14 protein-coding genes and 1 pseudogene are annotated in these 17,953 nt (G+C 64.8%); all 15 read right to left on the bottom strand.

Annotation, left to right across the window (positions count from 1 at the left end):
* On the bottom strand, positions 1–993 hold a 993-nt coding region (locus tag DBR22_RS21000; protein ID WP_108600583.1), incomplete at its 3' end, for a thioesterase domain-containing protein.
* Positions 994–1,116: 123 nt separating this feature from the next.
* On the bottom strand, positions 1,117–1,725 hold the full coding sequence (locus tag DBR22_RS21005; protein ID WP_181365275.1) for a hypothetical protein: 609 nt from the start codon (positions 1,723–1,725) through the stop codon (positions 1,117–1,119).
* 91 nt (positions 1,726–1,816) lie between these two features.
* The gene (locus DBR22_RS21010; protein WP_108600584.1) at positions 1,817–2,575 is read right to left on the bottom strand and encodes a GAF and ANTAR domain-containing protein; all 759 of its coding nucleotides are present in this window, start codon (positions 2,573–2,575) and stop codon (positions 1,817–1,819) included.
* A 136-nt stretch (positions 2,576–2,711) separates the two neighbouring features.
* Complete coding sequence (gene pyrE, locus DBR22_RS24215) at positions 2,712–3,296, bottom strand: orotate phosphoribosyltransferase (protein ID WP_219928151.1); 585 nt, start codon at positions 3,294–3,296, stop codon at positions 2,712–2,714.
* A gap of 78 nt (positions 3,297–3,374) precedes the next feature.
* A pseudogene (locus tag DBR22_RS21015) lies at positions 3,375–4,568 on the bottom strand (FAD-dependent oxidoreductase); the annotation flags it as partial.
* Between the two features lie 77 nt (positions 4,569–4,645).
* On the bottom strand, positions 4,646–6,925 hold the full coding sequence (locus DBR22_RS21020; protein ID WP_108600598.1) for a gluconokinase, GntK/IdnK-type: 2,280 nt from the start codon (positions 6,923–6,925) through the stop codon (positions 4,646–4,648).
* 76 nt (positions 6,926–7,001) lie between these two features.
* Positions 7,002–8,231 carry a D-mannonate dehydratase ManD gene (manD, locus tag DBR22_RS21025; RefSeq protein ID WP_108600586.1) on the bottom strand — a complete coding sequence of 410 codons (1,230 nt, stop codon included), beginning with the start codon at positions 8,229–8,231 and terminating at the stop codon, positions 7,002–7,004.
* Positions 8,232–8,266: 35 nt separating this feature from the next.
* Positions 8,267–9,673 carry a glucuronide transporter gene (uidB, locus tag DBR22_RS21030; RefSeq protein WP_108600587.1) on the bottom strand — a complete coding sequence of 469 codons (1,407 nt, stop codon included), beginning with the start codon at positions 9,671–9,673 and terminating at the stop codon, positions 8,267–8,269.
* A gap of 254 nt (positions 9,674–9,927) precedes the next feature.
* Complete coding sequence (locus DBR22_RS21035) at positions 9,928–11,337, bottom strand: mannitol dehydrogenase family protein (protein WP_108600588.1); 1,410 nt, start codon at positions 11,335–11,337, stop codon at positions 9,928–9,930.
* On the bottom strand, positions 11,334–12,740 hold the full coding sequence (gene uxaC / locus DBR22_RS21040) for a glucuronate isomerase (protein ID WP_108600589.1): 1,407 nt from the start codon (positions 12,738–12,740) through the stop codon (positions 11,334–11,336). Before uxaC ends, DBR22_RS21035 begins: the two co-directional genes overlap by 4 nt.
* Before the next feature lie 85 nt (positions 12,741–12,825).
* Positions 12,826–13,881, bottom strand: a complete 1,056-nt coding sequence (locus tag DBR22_RS21045; RefSeq protein WP_108600590.1) for a LacI family DNA-binding transcriptional regulator — start codon at positions 13,879–13,881, stop codon at positions 12,826–12,828.
* A 25-nt stretch (positions 13,882–13,906) separates the two neighbouring features.
* Positions 13,907–15,073: a Gfo/Idh/MocA family protein gene (locus DBR22_RS21050; RefSeq protein ID WP_108600591.1), complete on the bottom strand. Its 1,167-nt coding sequence runs from the start codon at positions 15,071–15,073 to the stop codon at positions 13,907–13,909.
* Positions 15,074–15,149: 76 nt separating this feature from the next.
* A complete protein-coding gene (locus DBR22_RS21055) occupies positions 15,150–16,019 on the bottom strand; it encodes a sugar phosphate isomerase/epimerase family protein (protein ID WP_258229355.1) in 870 nt (289 codons plus the stop codon).
* A gap of 51 nt (positions 16,020–16,070) precedes the next feature.
* On the bottom strand, positions 16,071–17,084 hold the full coding sequence (locus tag DBR22_RS21060; RefSeq protein ID WP_108600592.1) for a Gfo/Idh/MocA family protein: 1,014 nt from the start codon (positions 17,082–17,084) through the stop codon (positions 16,071–16,073).
* Positions 17,081–17,938: a sugar phosphate isomerase/epimerase family protein gene (locus tag DBR22_RS21065; protein ID WP_108600593.1), complete on the bottom strand. Its 858-nt coding sequence runs from the start codon at positions 17,936–17,938 to the stop codon at positions 17,081–17,083. Before DBR22_RS21065 ends, DBR22_RS21060 begins: the two co-directional genes overlap by 4 nt.
* Positions 17,939–17,953: the final 15 nt, after the last annotated feature.

The raw sequence follows: 17,953 nt of genomic DNA on the forward strand, positions 1-17,953 counted from the left end.
CAACTGCTCCAGGATGGGCCGGTAGACGGTGGGATTCCAGCCCGGGCTGGCGTGCGCCGGCAAGGCACCATCGGTCTGGAGGTGGGTGGAGACGATATTTGAACGGAAAACGGTGGCCCAGGCTGCCACCGCGGTGGGGTAGCTCACGGTCCCGTCCCGGGGGTTACCGATGTAAGCCATCTTGGTTCCGCCCAGGTTCTCCGCATATCTGCTGCCGTTGAAGTGGTAGATGTAGGCGGATTCCGTCTGGATCAGCACGCTTGACGGGGCAATCGGCGATAACTGCTCCAGCGTCTGGTCCAATATCTGCCGCCAGCTCCGTTCGTCCTTGTGGATGACCCGCTCCCCCAGTTCGTAGCCCCCGCGGACCACGGACGGGACACGGAAGCCGTGTTCGTACAGGAACACGACGCCGTCGAACCAGCTTTGGTCGAGCACGTCGAACTTGCTGTACGGGCTTGAGTCGAGAACGATAAACGCCACTTCGACACCATGGAGTTCGCGGAGCCGGGCCGCCACCTGGGTGGCCACCATGCCGCCGAAGCTGTGGCCGTAGAAAAACAGCTTGGTGAGCTTGTTGGCCCTGACATGCTGGATCACTTCGATGACCAGCCCGTCAATGTCCAGCCCCTGGTTGGAATAGCCGACGGCGGCGAGCCGGCCACGCTGGTTGAGCGCGCCGCGCAGGGCGTTCAGGATCCACTGCGCCTCTTCCCAGCTCGTCTTGTAGCCGGGGAAAAGAAACCAGCTGGCATCCGGATAGTAGGCGTCCGCGAAGTCGTCCGCCACCGGGAGGATCCTGTTGACGCGCCGTTCGGCCTGCACCGTACGGGTGACCAGCATGTCCCCCACCAAGACCGCTGATGCCCCGACACCGGACAGGAAGCCCCGGCGCGAGAACCGCTTGAGGGAGGCCGCGCCGGCCAGCAGCCGGGCGTGGTCGATTCCCGGCTGTTCAGGTTTTTCCTGCGGGTCTTCCGCCCTGTACGGCACACATCTACCGTAGCCACAGCGGAAGCCGGCACCGCAACTTCCGGGAAACCAAGGGCCGGCACTTCACCTGCGGCGCGGCCCAACCGAGGGCGCAGCCAACCGGCCGAGCCGCCGGGGGACGGGTCAGCTGGCGACCTGGTTTTCGCCTGCCGCCTCGTAGAGGCGTTCGCTGGCTGGCTCGCCAGGGGCGCCCAGGAGTTTCCGGCGTGAAATTTCCTCGCCGACGTCGTTGTACCGGCCAAGCAGGTCCGAACCCCCGAAAGCCACCGGATTGTCCAGCAGCGCAAAGAGTGAGTCGCTGGCAGTGAAGAGCTCCTCGTCGGTATATTCCGTAAACCCCTGACCCATCAAAGGAGCGTCGGCGGGATTGGTCTGCGCCTCAGCGGGTTCATCGGTGAGTACGAGCAGCTGCCCGCCCGATCGGGCACCCTGCGATGCCCCGTCCGCCGTGCCGCTGAGCACCAGCGAGACGCCAGCCCCCGAAAGTCCGGTGACTGACGCTTCGTCCACGGAGTTGAGTACGTTGCGGAGCCCGGCGAGTGCCGCCGACTCTACGAGCGCGGCACTGGAGAGGTCTACACGAATGTGGCAGGCAAGGCCCATTCCCCTGATGCGCGTGATCAGGTGGACGAGCGAGGGGCGGGATTCCCCGTTGAGGCTCCCGCGGACGTCAATCCGGACGGTGTCCGTGAGAACGTCACGCGTGACGAGGGCGTGCAATGAGCGGTCCATAGGTACTCCAATTAAGGGTGTCTATGGCCGACGGCTCAACCTCGTAGAGCCTATCTTCGGACAGGGGCCCGGCACAAGCGGCAACCAGGTGTCAGCCTGCCTGCACTTCTCCCGGCTCCTGGTAGTGGGTGCGGGTTGCATTCCCGCCCACGGACTCCACCAACGACTTGGCGACATTACGGAGCTTGGTGTTGCTGTTGCTCGACGCTTCCGTGAGGATCCGGACAGCGGCTTCCTGGCTGCACCGGTTCTGTGCCATCACGATGCCCACGGCGATATCGATCGTGGTCCGGGATTCCAGGGTGGCACGCAGGTTCGCGGCGCTGTCAGTATGCAGCGAGAACCTGACCGCAAGCCGCAGGGCCTGGGAGATCTCCCTGGTGTAGCCGCGCGCTTTGGCTGCCGCACGTTCATCGAATTTGCGTGGCACGTCGGAGTAGAGGTTCAGGGCCGCCTTCGCTTCCCCCTGGAGGTTGAACGGCAGCGACAGTACCGAACGCAGGCCGTGGGCAGCCACGGCGTTGGCATAGTCCGGACCCCACCGGTCTTCCTCAAAGAGGTCCGGGACGTTGACTTCCCGTTCCTCTTCCGCGGCAGTCAGGCACGGGCCCTGGGACAGGGAGTACTGGATCTCGTCCACTTCGCGGGCCGAATCGCTGCTCCAGCCGATGGTGGCCGCTTTGCGGTCCCGGAGGAGGGTGATGCCGCAGAGGGCGTCGTCGCCGTCGCCTGCCATCTGGTGGGCTGAAAACCTGGCCAGCTCGTTCAGGAACTGCTCGAAGTCGGCGCTGTCCAGAATGAGGTTCTGAACCTGCTCGGTGGTGTTCAAAGGGAGGTCCGGTGGGAGCATGGCGCGTTCTCCAATGGCTGCAAAAGGGGGGTTGGACAATTTTATTACACCCCTGTATGGCAGTCCAACCGGCCCGGCCTTGCCGGCACCTTTCCAACCGGCACCGGCTGCGTGCCGGTGCCGGGCAGGTAGCCGGTCAGGAAAGTCCCAGTTCGTCCTTGCCGAACGCGAACAGGTAGGGCACACCGGTCTCTGCCTCGATCTTTTCCTTGGCTCCCGTATCGCGGTCCACGATCACAGCGACGGCAACCACGTTGCCGCCGGCCTTGCGGACGCCTTCGACGGCGGTCAGGGCGGAGCCGCCGGTAGTGGACGTGTCCTCGAGGACCAGCACGTTGCGGCCGTCAACGGACGGGCCCTCCACCTGGCGGCCCATGCCGTAGGACTTCTGCGCCTTGCGAACCACGAACGCGTCCACGGTGCGGCCGGCGTCCACAGCTGCGTGCATCACGGCGGTGCCCACGGGGTCAGCACCCATGGTCAGTCCGCCGGCGCACTCAAAGTCAATCCCGGCGTCGTCCACCAGTGAGAGCATGACCTGGCCCACCAGCTTGGAGGCTTCGTGGTGCAGCGTGATGCGGCGGAGGTCGATGTAGTAGTCAGCCTCAGCACCGCTGGACAGGATCACCTTGCCGCGGACCACGGCGAGTTCCTTGATCAGTTCCAGCAGGCGGGCACGTGCGGCGGCAGCGTCAACTGCAGTGTCAGTAGGGGAAGTCATGGGGTCCAGTTTAGTGGCTCGGGCAAAGGCGGGTGCGTGCTCGGGCCTGGGTCCGAACGCGATCAGCCGGGGCAGGAGCCGCCGGACCACGGGGGCATGCCGGACAAAGAACAGCAGGACGGGCGGCGGCCCGGTCATCCTGCCGGCAAACAGCGGAACAAACACCGCCCGGTGCATGATTCGCTGTACGGTCTGGAGCACCACGGTGGGCAGCCGCCGCCGCCGCTGAACCGCCGCCAGGTCCTTGACCTGTGCCCTCCCCCGGAGCAATACCGGCGCCAGCCGGTCCGCCGCCGCTACCGCATCCTGGATGGCCAGATTGATGCCCACGCCGCCCGCCGGGGACATGGCATGGGCCGCATCGCCGATACACAAAAGCCCATCCACGTACCACCGCCGCAGCCGGTCCAGCCGCACGTCCAGCCAGTGAAGATCGTCCAGTGTCCGGATTGCGTCCACACGGTCCGCCAGATCGGGGCGCAGGGCAGCCACGCGTTCCCTGAAGCGTTCAACCCCTTCTGCGCGGATCCGCGTATCCGATCCCTTGGGGCCGAGGTACCCCATCTGGTAGTAGTCATCGCGGAACAGCGCGATCATCGCCTCGCTCCCCCGGAAGGCTGGCACGATGCCCGCCACTGCGCCCTTTTCCGAAGCATGGCGCAGCAGTTTGAACCACCAGGTGTCGAAGGGAACCGGGTACTCTTTCGGCTGCAGGCCGGCGGCCCGGCGCAGGACCGAATGCCGCCCGTCCGTGGCCACCACGAGGTCCGCGTACAGCTCGCCGTCCGCACCCTCACCCCCAGGACCCGAACCGCCTTGAGAACCCCGGCGGGTCCGGTAGCGGACACCGGCGACCGTACCGCCGTCGTAGATCAACGCCGTCGCTTCATGCTCCATCAGGAGCGTGAAGGAGGGTTCGCGGGCGGCCTCAGTGGCCAGGAAGTTCAGGAAGTCCCATTGCGGCATCATGGCAATGTAGTTGTACGGGGGCTTCAGTGAGGTGAAATCGCCGAGCGTGACCAGGCCGGCACCGGGGATGGGAAAGGCGACCCTCGTCAGCCGGCTCTGCGGTAGGTTGCGGAATCCCTCGCCCAGGCCCAGCTCGTCAATGAGCCTCACGGTGGAGGCGTGCACGGTGTCGCCGCGGAAATCCCGGAGGAAATCGCCGTGTTTTTCCAGGACGGTGACCTGCACCCCGGCCCGGGCCAGCAGCAGGCCAAGCATCATGCCCGCAGGTCCCCCGCCGACAACAGCGCACCCCGTTCGCTTCATGCCCCCACGCTACGCCGCACACACAAAGGCCGCACGCGCAATTGGTGCGCGTGCGGCCTGAGCGTGTACTGAGCCCGCTACAGCCTGGTGTCGAAGGAATCGCAGAAGACGTTCTCGTTGAACGTCCCCTGGAACTCCGATTTGCCCATGATCTTTTCAATCGTGGCGCGGATGGCCTCCACGGATCCTGCATGGGCGTGGATGGCGGTCTTGACCATCGGCACGTCGATCAGGTGGTTGGGCTGGTTCAGCGAGACAAACACCGTGGGGACCTCAGTGACGTACCAGGGAATTTCGGCTGCCATCGGGGTGGACCACTTGATCCGGATGGCCGCTTCCTGGGCGAAGCCCTTGACGTTTGCGAACACAAACGCGGCGTCGTATTTCTCCGCGTAGTCCCCCGTTGCTTCCTCGGAGATGACAGACATGAAGTTCACGCCCTCTTCCCCTGCTGCCTTGCGCTGCGCGGCTGTTTTGAAGACGTGCACCTCGAAGCCTGCCCGCTCCAGTTCCTCAGCCACCACGTCCAGGTAAGCCAGCGGATCCGCCATCGTGAAGTCGGAGCCGCCGGAGATGCCGTACAAGCGGATCCGCTGGTGGGTTTCCGGGGTGATGGGAAGGTTGTTGGCGGTGTCTTTGACCAGCGTCACGGTCTTGTCCGCAATGCCTGCCGCGATGGCCCGGTGGGCGTCGCTGCCAATGGCAGCCAGCGCTTCCACCGGCGGAACCAGTTCGCTGCGTTCCCTGCGGTGCAGGCCCAGGCTCGCCTTGAGGGCAAGGATCCGGCGCAGCGCGTCGTTCAGGCGCTGCTCGGTGATGACACCGGACTTGTAGCCGTCCAGCATGTACGTGAAGTCCTCGGCCGCGTTGCGGAAGAACAGGAACATGTCGCAACCGGCGGCGATCGTGGCGGGGACAAGGTCCTTGCGCTTCATCGCCTGGGTCAGGCCGATCATCTGCGAGGCATCCGTGAGGATCAGCCCGTTAAAACCGAGCTCGCCGCGCAGCAGGTCCTGCAGCAGTTCCGGTGACAGGGTGGCGGGCATGATGTCCGCATCCGGGATTCCGGGGCGGAAGTGCCGGGAAAGCTCCGGCGCCCCGATGTGCCCGATCATGATGGACTGCACGCCGTGCCCGATCATCTCGCGGTACACGTGACCGTATGTCCGGTTCCACTCGTCATAACCGAGGGTGTTGTAGGACGTGACCACGTGCTGGTCCCGTTCATCGATGCCGTCACCGGGGAAGTGCTTCATGGCGCAGGCCGTCGGAGCTTCGCTGATGCCGTCGAAGTACTCCTTCGCCCGTTCCACCACGATCTCCGGGGTGTTTCCGAAGGCCCGGGTGGAAATGACCGTGTTCCGCCAGTTGTAGTGGATGTCCACGATCGGAGCGAAGGCCCAGTTGCAGCCAAGCGCCGCGGTTTCGACGCCGGCCACCTGTCCCATCTGGCGTGCGATGGACTTGTCCGGGTGGGACCCTGCCTGCAGGTGCGTGGACACGAACGTGCCGTCATCGCAGCTTCCAGCCCCACCCATTTCCGGGTTGGACGCCACCAGCAGCGGCACCTTGGACTTCGATTGTGCGTAGCGGATGTGCTCCTGCACCGCTGCCGAGGGTCCCGGACGGTAGCGCATGCCGCCCACGTGGTAGTTCTCCAGCACACCATCGAGGTACTCCGGGGAGTAGTCGTTGTTGTGATTGATGAAAAGCTGCCCGATTTTTTCCTCGAGGGTCATCCCCGCCAGTGTGGTGTTGACCCACTCAACGGCTGAGTCATCGAGGTTGAACGGAGCAGCCTGGAGGTCGACGTCGAACTGCCGGGGCTGGGTGCCGGTGGCACCCGTGGCGGCGCCGGCGGAAGCCGGTGCTGCTTCCTTCGCGGCGGCGGCAATGCCTGCCAGCGCGTCAGTCACCACCCGGTTCACGGGGGCGGCGATGTCCACCACCACTCCAGCCTCGTCCGATTCGAGCGGCTCAAGCGTTGCGAGCTGGGAATCAAGCAGGGCGGGCGGCATGAAGTGTCCTGAGCGCCCTTCAGTCCGTGCCCTCAGCACCTCTTTGCTGCCATGCAGGTGAAGGAAGATGGTGTCCGGCGCCTGGGCGCGGATGGCGTCACGGTAGCTGCGGCGGAGCGCCGAACACGCCAGCACCAGGCCGCCGTCGCCCGCAGCCGCAAGACTGGACCCCACGGTGGCGAGCCACGGCCAGCGGTCCTCGTCCGTCAGGGGCGTACCGGCGGCCATCTTGGCGACGTTCTCCACGGGGTGCAGCGAATCGCCGTCCAGGAACGGAACGCCCAGTTCGCGGGCCACGAGGTCACCGATGGTGGTCTTGCCGCAGCCGGAGACACCCATGACAATGACGCGGATGCTGGAACCGGCAGCCGTCTCTTCGTGTGGGGCTGATGGGTTGCTGGCCACCGGCCGTGCCTCACCAGTCATGGACGGTACCGTCAACAAGGCGGTTGTAGGGCAGGTAGGCCTGCTGGTAGGGGTAGGCCGCCGCGGCTTCCTCGTTGAATTCGACGCCGATGCCGGGCTTGTCGCCCGGGTGCAGGTAGCCGTCCACGAAGGTCATGGACTGCTCGAAGACCTCGTTGGTCTTGTCGGAGTGCTGCATGTACTCCTGGATGCCGTAGTTGTGGATGGCCAGGCCCACGTGCAACTGGGCCGCGAAGCCCACCGGGGAGATGTCCGTGGGTCCGTGGAAGCCGGACTTGATCTGGTACTGGGCGGCGAAGTCCATGACCTTCTTCAGCGGGGAGATGCCGCCGAAGTGGGTGGACGCGGCGCGGACGTAGTCGATCAGCTGTTCTTTGATGATGGTCTGGTAGTCGTACACGGTGTTGAAGATTTCACCGATGGCCAGGGGCGTGGTGGTGTGCTGGCGGACCAGGCGCAGGGCCTCCTGGTTTTCTGCCGGGGTGCAGTCCTCGAGCCAGAACAGGTCATACGGTTCCAGCGCCTTTCCGAGCTTGGCTGCCTGGATGGGGGTCATGCGGTGGTGTCCATCGTGGAGCAGTGGCAGTTCGGGGCCGAACTCGTTGCGCACTGCTTCGAAGACGGTGGGAAGGTGGCGCAGGTACGCACGGGTGTCCCAGTCCTCTTCCACCGGGAAGGCACCGCGGCCGGCGGGCTCGTAGTCATAGCGTTCACCCGAGGCCTGGGCCTGGGCGGCAACGCCGTAGACGGCCTTGATGCCGGGAACCGCGGTCTGGATTCGGACCGACTTGTAGCCAAGTTCCAGGTGCTCGCGGACCGAATCGAACAGGGACTCGATGTCTGCGCCCGAAGCGTGGCCGTAGGCCCGCAGGCCGTTGCGTGAAGCACCGCCGAGGAGCTGGTAGACGGGCATGTTGGCCATCTTGCCCTTGATGTCCCACAGGGCCATGTCGACGGCGGCGATGGCCGCCATGGTGACCGGCCCGCGGCGCCAGTAGGAGCTGCGGTACAGGAACTGCCAGGTGTCCTCGATCTTGTGCGGATCCTTGCCGATCAGCAGCTGCGCAACATGCTCCTTGAGGTACGCGGCGACAGCCAGTTCGCGGCCGTTCAGGGTGGCGTCACCGATGCCGGTAACCCCGTCGTCCGTAGTGATGCGCAGGGTCACGAAGTTACGGGACGGGCTTGTCACGAAAACTTCGGCGGCAATGATTTTCACGGCAGATCCTTTCAAGGACTTCAGGTCAGGTGCTCTTAGTTGGAGTTTGATGCCAGGGGTTTGGGGGCGACGGTGCCACCGTTGGCGTCCGCCGGGCCGCCTGCAGCAGCCGGGTTGGTCCGGCGTGCCCTGATCTCGCTGAGGATCTCCGCATGCTTGGCATCAGTCAACTTGTACTTGGACATGACCAATACCGCAAGGATTGTCAGGACGGCGGGGATTGCACCGGCGGCAACCTGGATACCGAACAGGGCCTCTGCGGTCTGGGCGGCTCCGGACTTGTAGCCACCGAGTGCAAGGGCGTACGCGGCCAGGGCGCCGCCCACGGCCTGGCCGGACTTCCGGGTGAAGGAGAACAGGGCGTAAGTGATTCCCTCGGTGCGGACACCGGTCTTCCACTCGCCGTACTCCACGGTGTCCGCTTCGAGGGCCCAGACCACGATGTTGACGGCGAGGACGCCTACGAGGCTGATCACGAGACCGCTGAAGCCGATCCAGATCTGGCCGGCCGGGGCGAAGAAGATGATCACGCCGCCGGCGACAGTGATGAAGGAAGAATAGATGTAGACGCTCTTCTTACCGATGCTCCGCACCAGCCGCGGCATAAAGGCGGCGAGGACGAAGGTCAGCGCCAGCTGGATGATGGACAGCACCGGGTAGAGGTCCAGGCGGCCCAGGACGTCGCGCAGGTAGTACAGCTGTACCGAGGTCAGCGCGAGGTAGCCGGAGAGGAAGAAGAAGGAGCTGAGGCAGAGCATCAGAAGCGGCTTGTTGGTCTTGAGGGTGTCCACGCTCTGCTTGAAGGTCACCTTGGGGACATCGCGGTGGACGCGCTCCTTGGCGGTCAGGGCAGTGAAGAAGTAGAGTGCCGCACCGATCACCACGAAGATCAGGGTGATGGTGGTGAAGGTCGCCTGGAGATCGGCGCCCGGCTTGATCAGAGGAGCCACGAAGATGCCCAGGCTGGAGCCCACCAGGAGTGCGCCGACCATGCGTGCCGAGCCCAGCTTGGCGCGCTCGCCCGGGTCCTGGGTCATTGCCCCGGCCAGCGATCCGTACGGAATGTTGACCAGGCTGTAGGCGAGCCCCAGGGCCGCGTAGGTGACGTAGGCGTACAGCAGGGTTCCGGACTCCCCCAGCTGGGGAACCGAGAACGTTGCCACGCTCAGCAGGAGCAGCGGGATGGATCCGAACATGATGAAGGGGCGGAACTTACCGAACCGCTTGCTGAAGGTGCGGTCCACAATCCGGCCGGCGAAAACATCGGCGAAGGCATCGAAGAGCCTGACCACCAGGAGCAGGGTTCCTGCTGCGGCGGCTGAAATCCCGGCCACATCGGTGTAATAGACCAGCAGGAACATGGTGGCAGTGGTAAAAGCAAGGTTGTTGGCGGCGTCGCCGGCTCCATAGCCGACGATGCTGAGCTTGTTCAGCTTTTTCATAATTTGGGCTCCTTTACCCGCTGCCGCCCTGAAGGCCGGCGAACTATTGAAATGCTATGAACGGTGGATCCTGGCGATGCCGGGCTGGTTTCTTCCTCAGCCGGCGAGTGCCGCCACGTGTTTTCCGCTGTATGTAATCGTAGTCACTTGGCAACGTAATGGCAAGCGGTTGCCATATATTTTTGTTGAAACTTCATGAAAAAGCGCTGCCCGCTCCATCAGCATGGACCGGGCAGCGCGTGGCATCCTGCGGGTTACGTGGCCGGGGCAGCCGCCACGAACGTCCCGAGCAGGCCAGTCACCAGTTCGACGACGGCGGCATCCGCGGCGGCCGCCGGATCCACCAGCGCCAGCAAAGCGCGTACGCGCTCTGTTCCGGACAGGCGGTTTGCCGCGGCCACCTCAGTTGCCAACGGATCCTGGACCGTCTCCGCTGCGGCACTGAAATCCGCCCAGGCAGCAATCATGAGTGCCGCGGCAGCGCCGGACCGGCCCTGCGACCGTTCGGCCAGCATCACCGGCACGGCCCGCATCCGCAGTTTGGTGCTGCCATCCATGGCAATCTGTGCCAGGTGGTGGGCGATCCGGGCGTTGCTGAAGCGGTCCAGCAACGCCGCGCGGTAGGCGGGGATCTGCAGGTCCGCACCGCCTGCCCCGGCACTGGACAGGTTCGCCTCGGCCTCGTCCCAGAAGCGTTCCACGGCGTCCAGGCAGACAGCGTCCGCAAGGGCCTCTGCCACCGTAGTGTGCCCGCGGAGCTGGCCTGCATATGCCAGCAGGGAGTGGGCGCCGTTGAGCAGCCACAGCTTGCGGTTCTCATATGGCTCGATGTGGTCAACGAATACGGCGCCGGCGTCTTCCCAGCGCGGACGGCCGGCGGGGAATTCGCCGCTGAGCACCCAGTTGGCGAAGGGCTCGGCAACCACGGGTGAGTTGTCGCGGTATCCGCAGGCCTGGGCGACGGCGTCGATATCGGCGTCCGTGGTGCGCGGCGTGATGCGGTCCACGGACGTGCTGACAAAACTGACATTCTCAGCAATCCAGGCGCCCAGGCCCGTATCCCAGGCCCGGGCCAACCCCGCAACCGCGTTGCGGGCCACGGTGCCGTTGTCCGAAAGGTTGTCGCAGCAGACCACAGCGAGCGGGCCCGCACCGGATGCACGGCGCGCGGCGAGGGCAAACACGAGCCTGCCCAGCGGCGTCGACGGCGCACCGCCGGAACCCAGCAGCGCAAGGTCGGCGACGACGTCGGGCGCTGAGGCGTCAAGCTGCCCATCGGTGCCCAGCCGGTACGCCGCCTCGGTGATGGTCAGTGTGATGACTGCGGTGGCCGGAGCCGATACCAGTTCGGCCAGGCGCTTCACGTCCGCGCCGTCCACGGCCTCGGCAATACTGCCGACGACGGTGAACGAGTCCCCGCTGTCCGCTCGCTCCACAAGGGTGAAAAGGCCGTCCTGCTCCGCGAGGGCCAGGGCGGCGTCGGGGCGGCGGCCCGTGAAGGCTGCAATGCCCCACTCGGCGGCGTCCGCGGCCTTATGGGTGTACCAGGCCTGGTGTGAGCGGTGGAAGGCGCCCAGTCCCAGGTGCACAATCCGCACCGGCGGCTTCGGGGAAGGATGCAGGGTCCGGTTCAGCTGCGGGAGACCGGCATGTTCGGCGGTCACAGCTTGAAGACCCTGCGCGGGGATCCGTCGACGATGTCGACGATCAGTTCATGGGCGCGGTCCTCGCTGACGCGGTGTTCCGCCACGAGCCGGGCCAGGAAGGACGCTTCGATCCGGCGCGAGGCATCGTGACGGGCAGGGATGGAGCAGAAGGCCCTGGTGTCGTCGATGAACCCGGAGGAACGCGAGAATCCGGCAGTTTCGGTCACGGCGGACCGGAAGCGCAGCATGGCGTCCGGGGCATCCAGGAACCACCAGGGGGCGCCAAGATAGACGGCCGGATAAAAACCTGCCAGCGGCGCGAGCTCGCGGGAGAACACGGTCTCATCAAGGGTGAACAGCACCAGGTGGAAGTCCTTGGCGGTGCCGAAGTCCTGCAGCAGGGGCCTGATGGCTTCGGTGTAGTTGATGGCGAAGGGAATGTCGTGGCCGGTGTCAGCACCGTACACGTTGAACGTGGGCTCGTGGTGGTTGCGGTATGAGCCCGGGTGGATGGTCATGACCAGGCCGTCCTGCACGGACATCCGGGCCATCTGGTACATCATGTGGGCTTCAAAATCGTCGCGGTCCTGGGCTGTTGCCTGGCCGGAGCGGGCGCGTTCGAAGAGCTTTTGCGCTTCGGCGTCGTCCAGCTTCAGCGTGGCCGGCGTGCGGACACCATGGTCGGCGGAAACGGCGCCGCGGTCCACGAAGTGGTGGCGGCGGTTCTCCAGGGCGGTGATGTATCCCTTGTATCCCGAACCGCTATCGCCGGCAGCGGCAACCAGGCGGTCAACGTTGTCCGACCAGGTGGGGTGCGCAATGTTCAGGTACGCATCCGGACGGAAGGTCGGCAGGACACGGCCGCTGAAGGTGGGGTCGTCGGCGATTGCCTTGTGGCTGTCAAGGGTATCCAGCGGATCGTCGGTGGTGGCCAGGACCTCGATGTTGAAGTCCTTGAACAGCTGGCGTGGCCGGAAGCCGGGCTCCAGGAGCCTGGCGGAAATGGCATCGTAGCTGGCGTCGGCGGTCTCGGCGCTGATTTCGTGCTCCAGCCCGAAAACACTGTCGAACTGCGTACGCAGCCAGTAGCCCGAGGCCGTCCCGTCGAAAAGTGGCCAGGCCTTGCAGAATTCACGCCAGACGCCGCGGGAATCCGGCTGCGAGGAATGGGAGCCGCGCAGCTGGTCCAGGGGCACGCCGCTGGCGTGGATCAGGCGGGTGACGTAGTGGTCCGGGCTGACGAGCAGGGCGGCCGGATCCGGGAAGGGACTGTTGTGTTCGATGACAGCAGCGTCAACGTGGCCATGCGGGGAGATGATGGGGAGGTCCTGGACACGCTGCAGGAGGTCGCGCGCGATGCTGCGCGTTCCTGGATCCGCGGGCAGGAGCCTGTCTGGGTTGGCAGCAATCGACTGTGACATAGCACAATATTCGGGCTTGGGCCCACTGTTTGTCAACCGGTTGCCATGAATTGCCAAATGGCGGAACGGCCATCAGGACATGCCGTCAGGCCACAAATCTCCCGCTGGAACCACGCAGCACCAGCTCGGTTTCCACGCGCAAGGTGCCGGCCGCCTCACCGCTTCCGCCCAGCAGGTCGAGCAGGCGGCCTGCAGCAGCTTCGCCGCACTCCCCCAGCGGGGAGCGGACCGTGGTGAGCGGCGGCGTGGTGAAGTCCGCGCCGAAGATGTCATCAAAGCCCACGATGCTGATCTGGTCCGGCACCACGATCCCGGCAGCCTGCAGCTCCTGCATCAGCCCGATGGCCAGGAGGTCGTTGTAGGTCAGGACTGCCGTGGCACCGCTGGCGCGGACGTCCCGCGCGGTCTGCCGGCCGCCGTCGACCGTTGGCTTGGACGACTCCAGGCGCACGGCCTCCAGCCGCGACCATTCACAGGCTGCCTGCACGCCTTCCCAGCGCCGCTCCGACATCCAGGACTGCGGCGGGCCCGCCACATACGCCACTTTCCTGTGGCCGTTGGAGGCCATGCTGCGGACGGCCTCACCGATTCCCTTGTTGACGTCAGGAACTACACACGGAATGCCCTCGACCTCACGGTTGATAACCACCACGGGCTTGGCCAGCGCCAGGGCGCGGATGTTGTCATCGTCCATGCGCGGGCTCGCCAGGATGAGGCCGTCCACCGTGGCCATCAGCCTGCGGGCGGCTGTCAGTTCGGTGGCCGGGGATTCCGCCGACTCGGCCAGGACCAAGGTGTAATCCCGGCCGGTTGCAGTGGTCTCGGCACCGCGGATGATGTCGAAAAATGTCGGGTTGGTGATGTCCGCGACGATCAGCCCGAACGTGTTGGTCCGGCCGGTGGGAAGGGCCCGGGCAAAGGGGTTGACCTGGTAGTCCAGGCCGGCGGCGGCTTCCTCAATGAGCTTCTGCGTTTTGGCGCTGACCCGGCCCGGCTTACTGAGGGCACGGGAGACCGTGGAGGGATTGACGCCGGCCACTTTGGCGATGTCGTAGATCGTCGCATGGGACTTTCCGGCACGGCCGGGCTTTTTGCCGGGACCGGAAGATGGGGCGGCGTGTGGCGCCGTGGGTTCAGTCACCGCCCCATCCTAGCGAGAAAGCAGGTCAGGACCGCTGTGCGAACTTGCCCTCTTCGGAGATCCGCTTGTTCAGTTCGGCCAGGAACTCGTCCTCATTGAAGTCCAGCCCCACTTCCTTGCCCGTCCAGCTGGAGAGGTGGATGGCGTTGGCCAGGCGGACGCCGTTGATGCCGTCAGAGCCCGGCGCCAGCAGCGGAGTGCCATCGAGGATGTTGGCGGCGAAGTTTTCCAGGACCCCCGAGTGCTGGCTGCCCCACGCGGACTCAAACTCGATGACCTCGGTGGTGTAGTACTGCTCCGGGTTCAGTTCGCCCATAAAGAGCTTCCGGACGTCGTCCATGTCCATGCCGTCACTGAGTTCCCGCTCGGGCTTGTTCAGGCGGGTGACGGTGGCGGTCTTGCTGCCTTCCACCACGATCTTTCCCTGGTCGCCCAGGATCTCGAAGCGGTCGGTGCCGGTCAGATCGTGCGTGGCGGTGACAAAGACTCCGGTGACGCCGTCTCCGTAGTCCACCAATGCCGTCACTTCGTCCTCAACGGCGATGTCACGGCGGAACCCATAGGCAACCTTGGCGTAGACGGACCTGGGCACGCCGCAGATCCACTGCCACAGGTCCAGTTGGTGCGGCGCCTGGTTGACCAGGACACCGCCGCCCTCGCCGCCCCAGGTGGCACGCCATTCGCTGGAGTTGTAGTAGCCCTGGGGACGCCACCAGTTGGTGATGATCCAGTTGCTGCGGCGGATCTTGCCGATCTCGCCGTTATCCACAATCTCTTTGAGCCTCTGGTACAGCGGGTTGTTGCGCTGGTTGAACATGATGCCGAAAGTGAGCTCGGGCTTGCTGGCCGCGAACTCGTTCAGTGCCTTGACCTGCTTCGTGTACACACCGGCCGGCTTCTCGACGAGCGCGTGGATGTTGCGCTTGAGCGTCTCGATGCCCATCTCAGGGTGCAGGAAGTGGGGAACGCAGGTCACGACGGCGTCGACGTCCCCGCTTTCCAGCATGGCAATGTAGTCCTCATGGAAGGGGACGTCCGGGTAGGTGCTGGCGGCGAGATCCTTTTTGGCGGGATCGATATCGCAGATGGCGCCGATCTCCATGTTGGGAACCAGTCCCTCCGTGATGAACCTGGCGTAGGCGCCGCCCTGCTGGCCCAGGCCGATGATGCCGAGGCGTACTTTCTTGCTCATGTGCTGATACTCCCTAGTCTTCCTGCGAATCTTTTGTCCAAAATTTGGTGCACATCCCGGTAGTGGGGGATGGCGCTCAGAAGCGGTCTGCGAACCCCATGGCCACGAGGTTGTCGTGCGAGGTCTGCAGTGCTCCCCACACGGTGCGGCCATACAGTTCGTCCTGCTCCACCAGCATGTACCGGGCGCCGGCCGCCTCTGCGGCGGCGATGATGGCGGGGAAGTCGAGGTTTCCCTCGCCGACTTCGGCGAACTGGACCACGTTCTTGAATTCCTGCATAAAGCCGGAAAAGTCGCCGCTGCCCATCATGTCGAAGGCGGCTTCGGGCATGCTGCCGATGCGGTAGTCCTTGAGGTGGATCATGGCGGTGCGGTCGGCGTACTTTTCAATGGTGCGGACGGGATCGAGCCCGCCACGCTGGACCCAGTGGACATCGATTTCCATCCCCATGGCCGGGGAGTTCTCCGCGATGATGTCCAGCATGTACTTGCCGTCGAACTTCGCGAACTCGATGTGGTGGTTGTGGTAATACAGGCTGATGCCGTGTTCCTGGAGCCGCTCGGCGTAGCCGTTGGTTTCCTTGGCGAAGTCGATCACCGCCTCAATGGACTTCATGGCCGGGAAGGGCAGCATGCCGATGCGCAGCAGCTTCGAATCCAGGCGCCGGGCATCGTCCACGATTTTGTCGAAATCATTCCGGAGCGATTCGCCCGGGCGGCCTTCGGGCTTTTCCAGCATCACTGACAGGGCTGCGATGTCCATGCCGAGTTCGGCGCGGGACCGGTCCAGCTCGGCTACGTTGTCCGGGGTCATGGGGATTTGGGAAATTTCGACGGCGTTGTAACCGATGGCGCTGACCTTGCGGAGCGTTTCGAACGGCCCGATCTCCGCGAAGCTGTCCTTAAGCATCATTGCCTGAACGCCGATTGTGGCTGAGTTGGCCATTTGTTTAGCCCTCCCTTGTGATCGTTTGGATGTTTACTGCGGCGCCGGTGTTCAAGACACCAGCTCCGTCAATTCGGGGTAGCTCTGGCGGTAGATTTCCTTGACGATCCGCAGTGACTTCTCCGCTTCAGCGGAATCGATCCAGAAGGGTCCGGCTTCAGGCAGCCGCGCATAGAAGTCGGAGATGAGCAGCTCGTGCGAGACGCCCCAATACGCGCGTCCGCCCGACTCCACCACGCGCTCTGGAACTACCTCCACCCTGCCGTCCGCGTAGGTGACCGTGAGGTCCCCGCGCAGGCTGAGGGTGGCTTTTTCGGCAACGATGTCCAGCGCGACGGGAGCATTCACGGCGTTGGCGAGGGTGGCATAAAAAGCGCTCCTGGCACCGTTCGCATGCAGCGCAACAAATTCCGTCGTGTCCTCCACCTCGATGGTGTCGCCCAGGAACCGGGTGGAAGCATTTCCGGACAGGGAGACCACCTCTCCCACCAGCCACTGCAAGAGGTCAACGGTGTGGATTGCCTGGTTCATCATGAGCCCGCCACCCCCGCCCTCCCAGGTGCCGCGCCAGGGCCGGCTGCGGTAGTAGTCGGCGTCACGGTGCCACAAAACGGTGGCTGAAGCACCCACGATTGCACCCAGTTCACCCGAAGACAGCAGTGCGTGCATGGCCTGCGAGGTCGCGTTGTAGCGGTTTTGGAAGCAGACGGCGATTTTGGCGGAACTCGCCTTGGCCGCCTCCGCCAGGCGGTTTCCTTCCGCCAACGTGTGGGCCAACGGCTTTTCCACAATGACGCTGACGCCGCGGTCAAGGCAGTCCACCGCGATGGACGCGTGTTTGTTGTGCGGCGTGGTGATGTGGACAACGTCCGGTCCGATGGCCTCGATGAGGCGCAGGTGGTCAGGGAATCCCGGCACTCCATAGGCTGCAGTGGCGGCCGCCAGCCGGGCGGGGTCCGTGTCGCACACTGCCGCCAGCCGCGCGCCGTCGAGCTTTGCGATGGCCTCGAAATGGACGGTTGACACGTCACCGCAGCCGATGACCGCGGCCTTGAGGCCGGTCACGAAAGTTCAATTCCGTTCTTTGCCGCCAGCGAGGCAAAGGCGCGGGCGGCGACGCCGAACGCCACCGGGCCGGAGAAACCGCCAAGTTCAAAGGCGCTCGCGAGGTGCGGCTCGAGGGAGGCGAAGCCTGAGTAGCCGTCAGCCTTCAGTGCCGCGATGGTGGCATCCAGCTCGCCGTCCCCTTCGCCGGATGGCACCACGGTGCCGGTGGCCATCACGGCGTCCTTGACCTGCAGGTATTCAAGGTACGGGCGGAGCATGGCGTAGCCGTCGGTGAACGGACGGACGCCCACCTGGACAAAGTTGGCGTTGTCCCACGCGACCCGCAGGGCGGGAGAGTCCACCGATTCCATGATGTCCAGGACCCGCTGGGGCGTATCTCCGTAGATGTCCTTTTCGTTCTCATGCAGAAGTACGACGCCGGCGCTCTCGGCTTCCGCGGCGAGCGCCCGCATGCGCGTGATGACGTCCTCGCGGATGTCCTCCGGGCTCTGCCCTTCGGCCGGGTAGAAGGAGAAGATCCGGATGTATGTGGTGTCCAGGCCCTTGGCAACGGAGATGATCTGGCGTAGGCGCTCCACCTCGTGTTCTACGGGCAGGCCGATGGCCACCTTGCCGATGGGGCTCGCCACGGCCGAGACCTTGAGCCCCTTCTCATCCAGGATCTCCTTCAGCTCAGAAACTTGTTCCGGGGTCAGCTCGGAAACGTTGACACCCCAGGCGCTGCGCACTTCAATGTGGCGGGCCCCGAGAGCCAGCAGGACTGCGGCCTGGATGGCGGGGTCGGGATCCACTTCATCGCCGAATCCGGAGAGCGGCCAGACGGTTTTTGCTGCGCTTGCTGTTTCGGTCACGGGAATCTCCTAGGT

Origin of the sequence: Arthrobacter sp. HMWF013 (genome assembly GCF_003061105.1) — a bacterium.
Classification (GTDB): Bacteria; Actinomycetota; Actinomycetes; order Actinomycetales; family Micrococcaceae; genus Arthrobacter.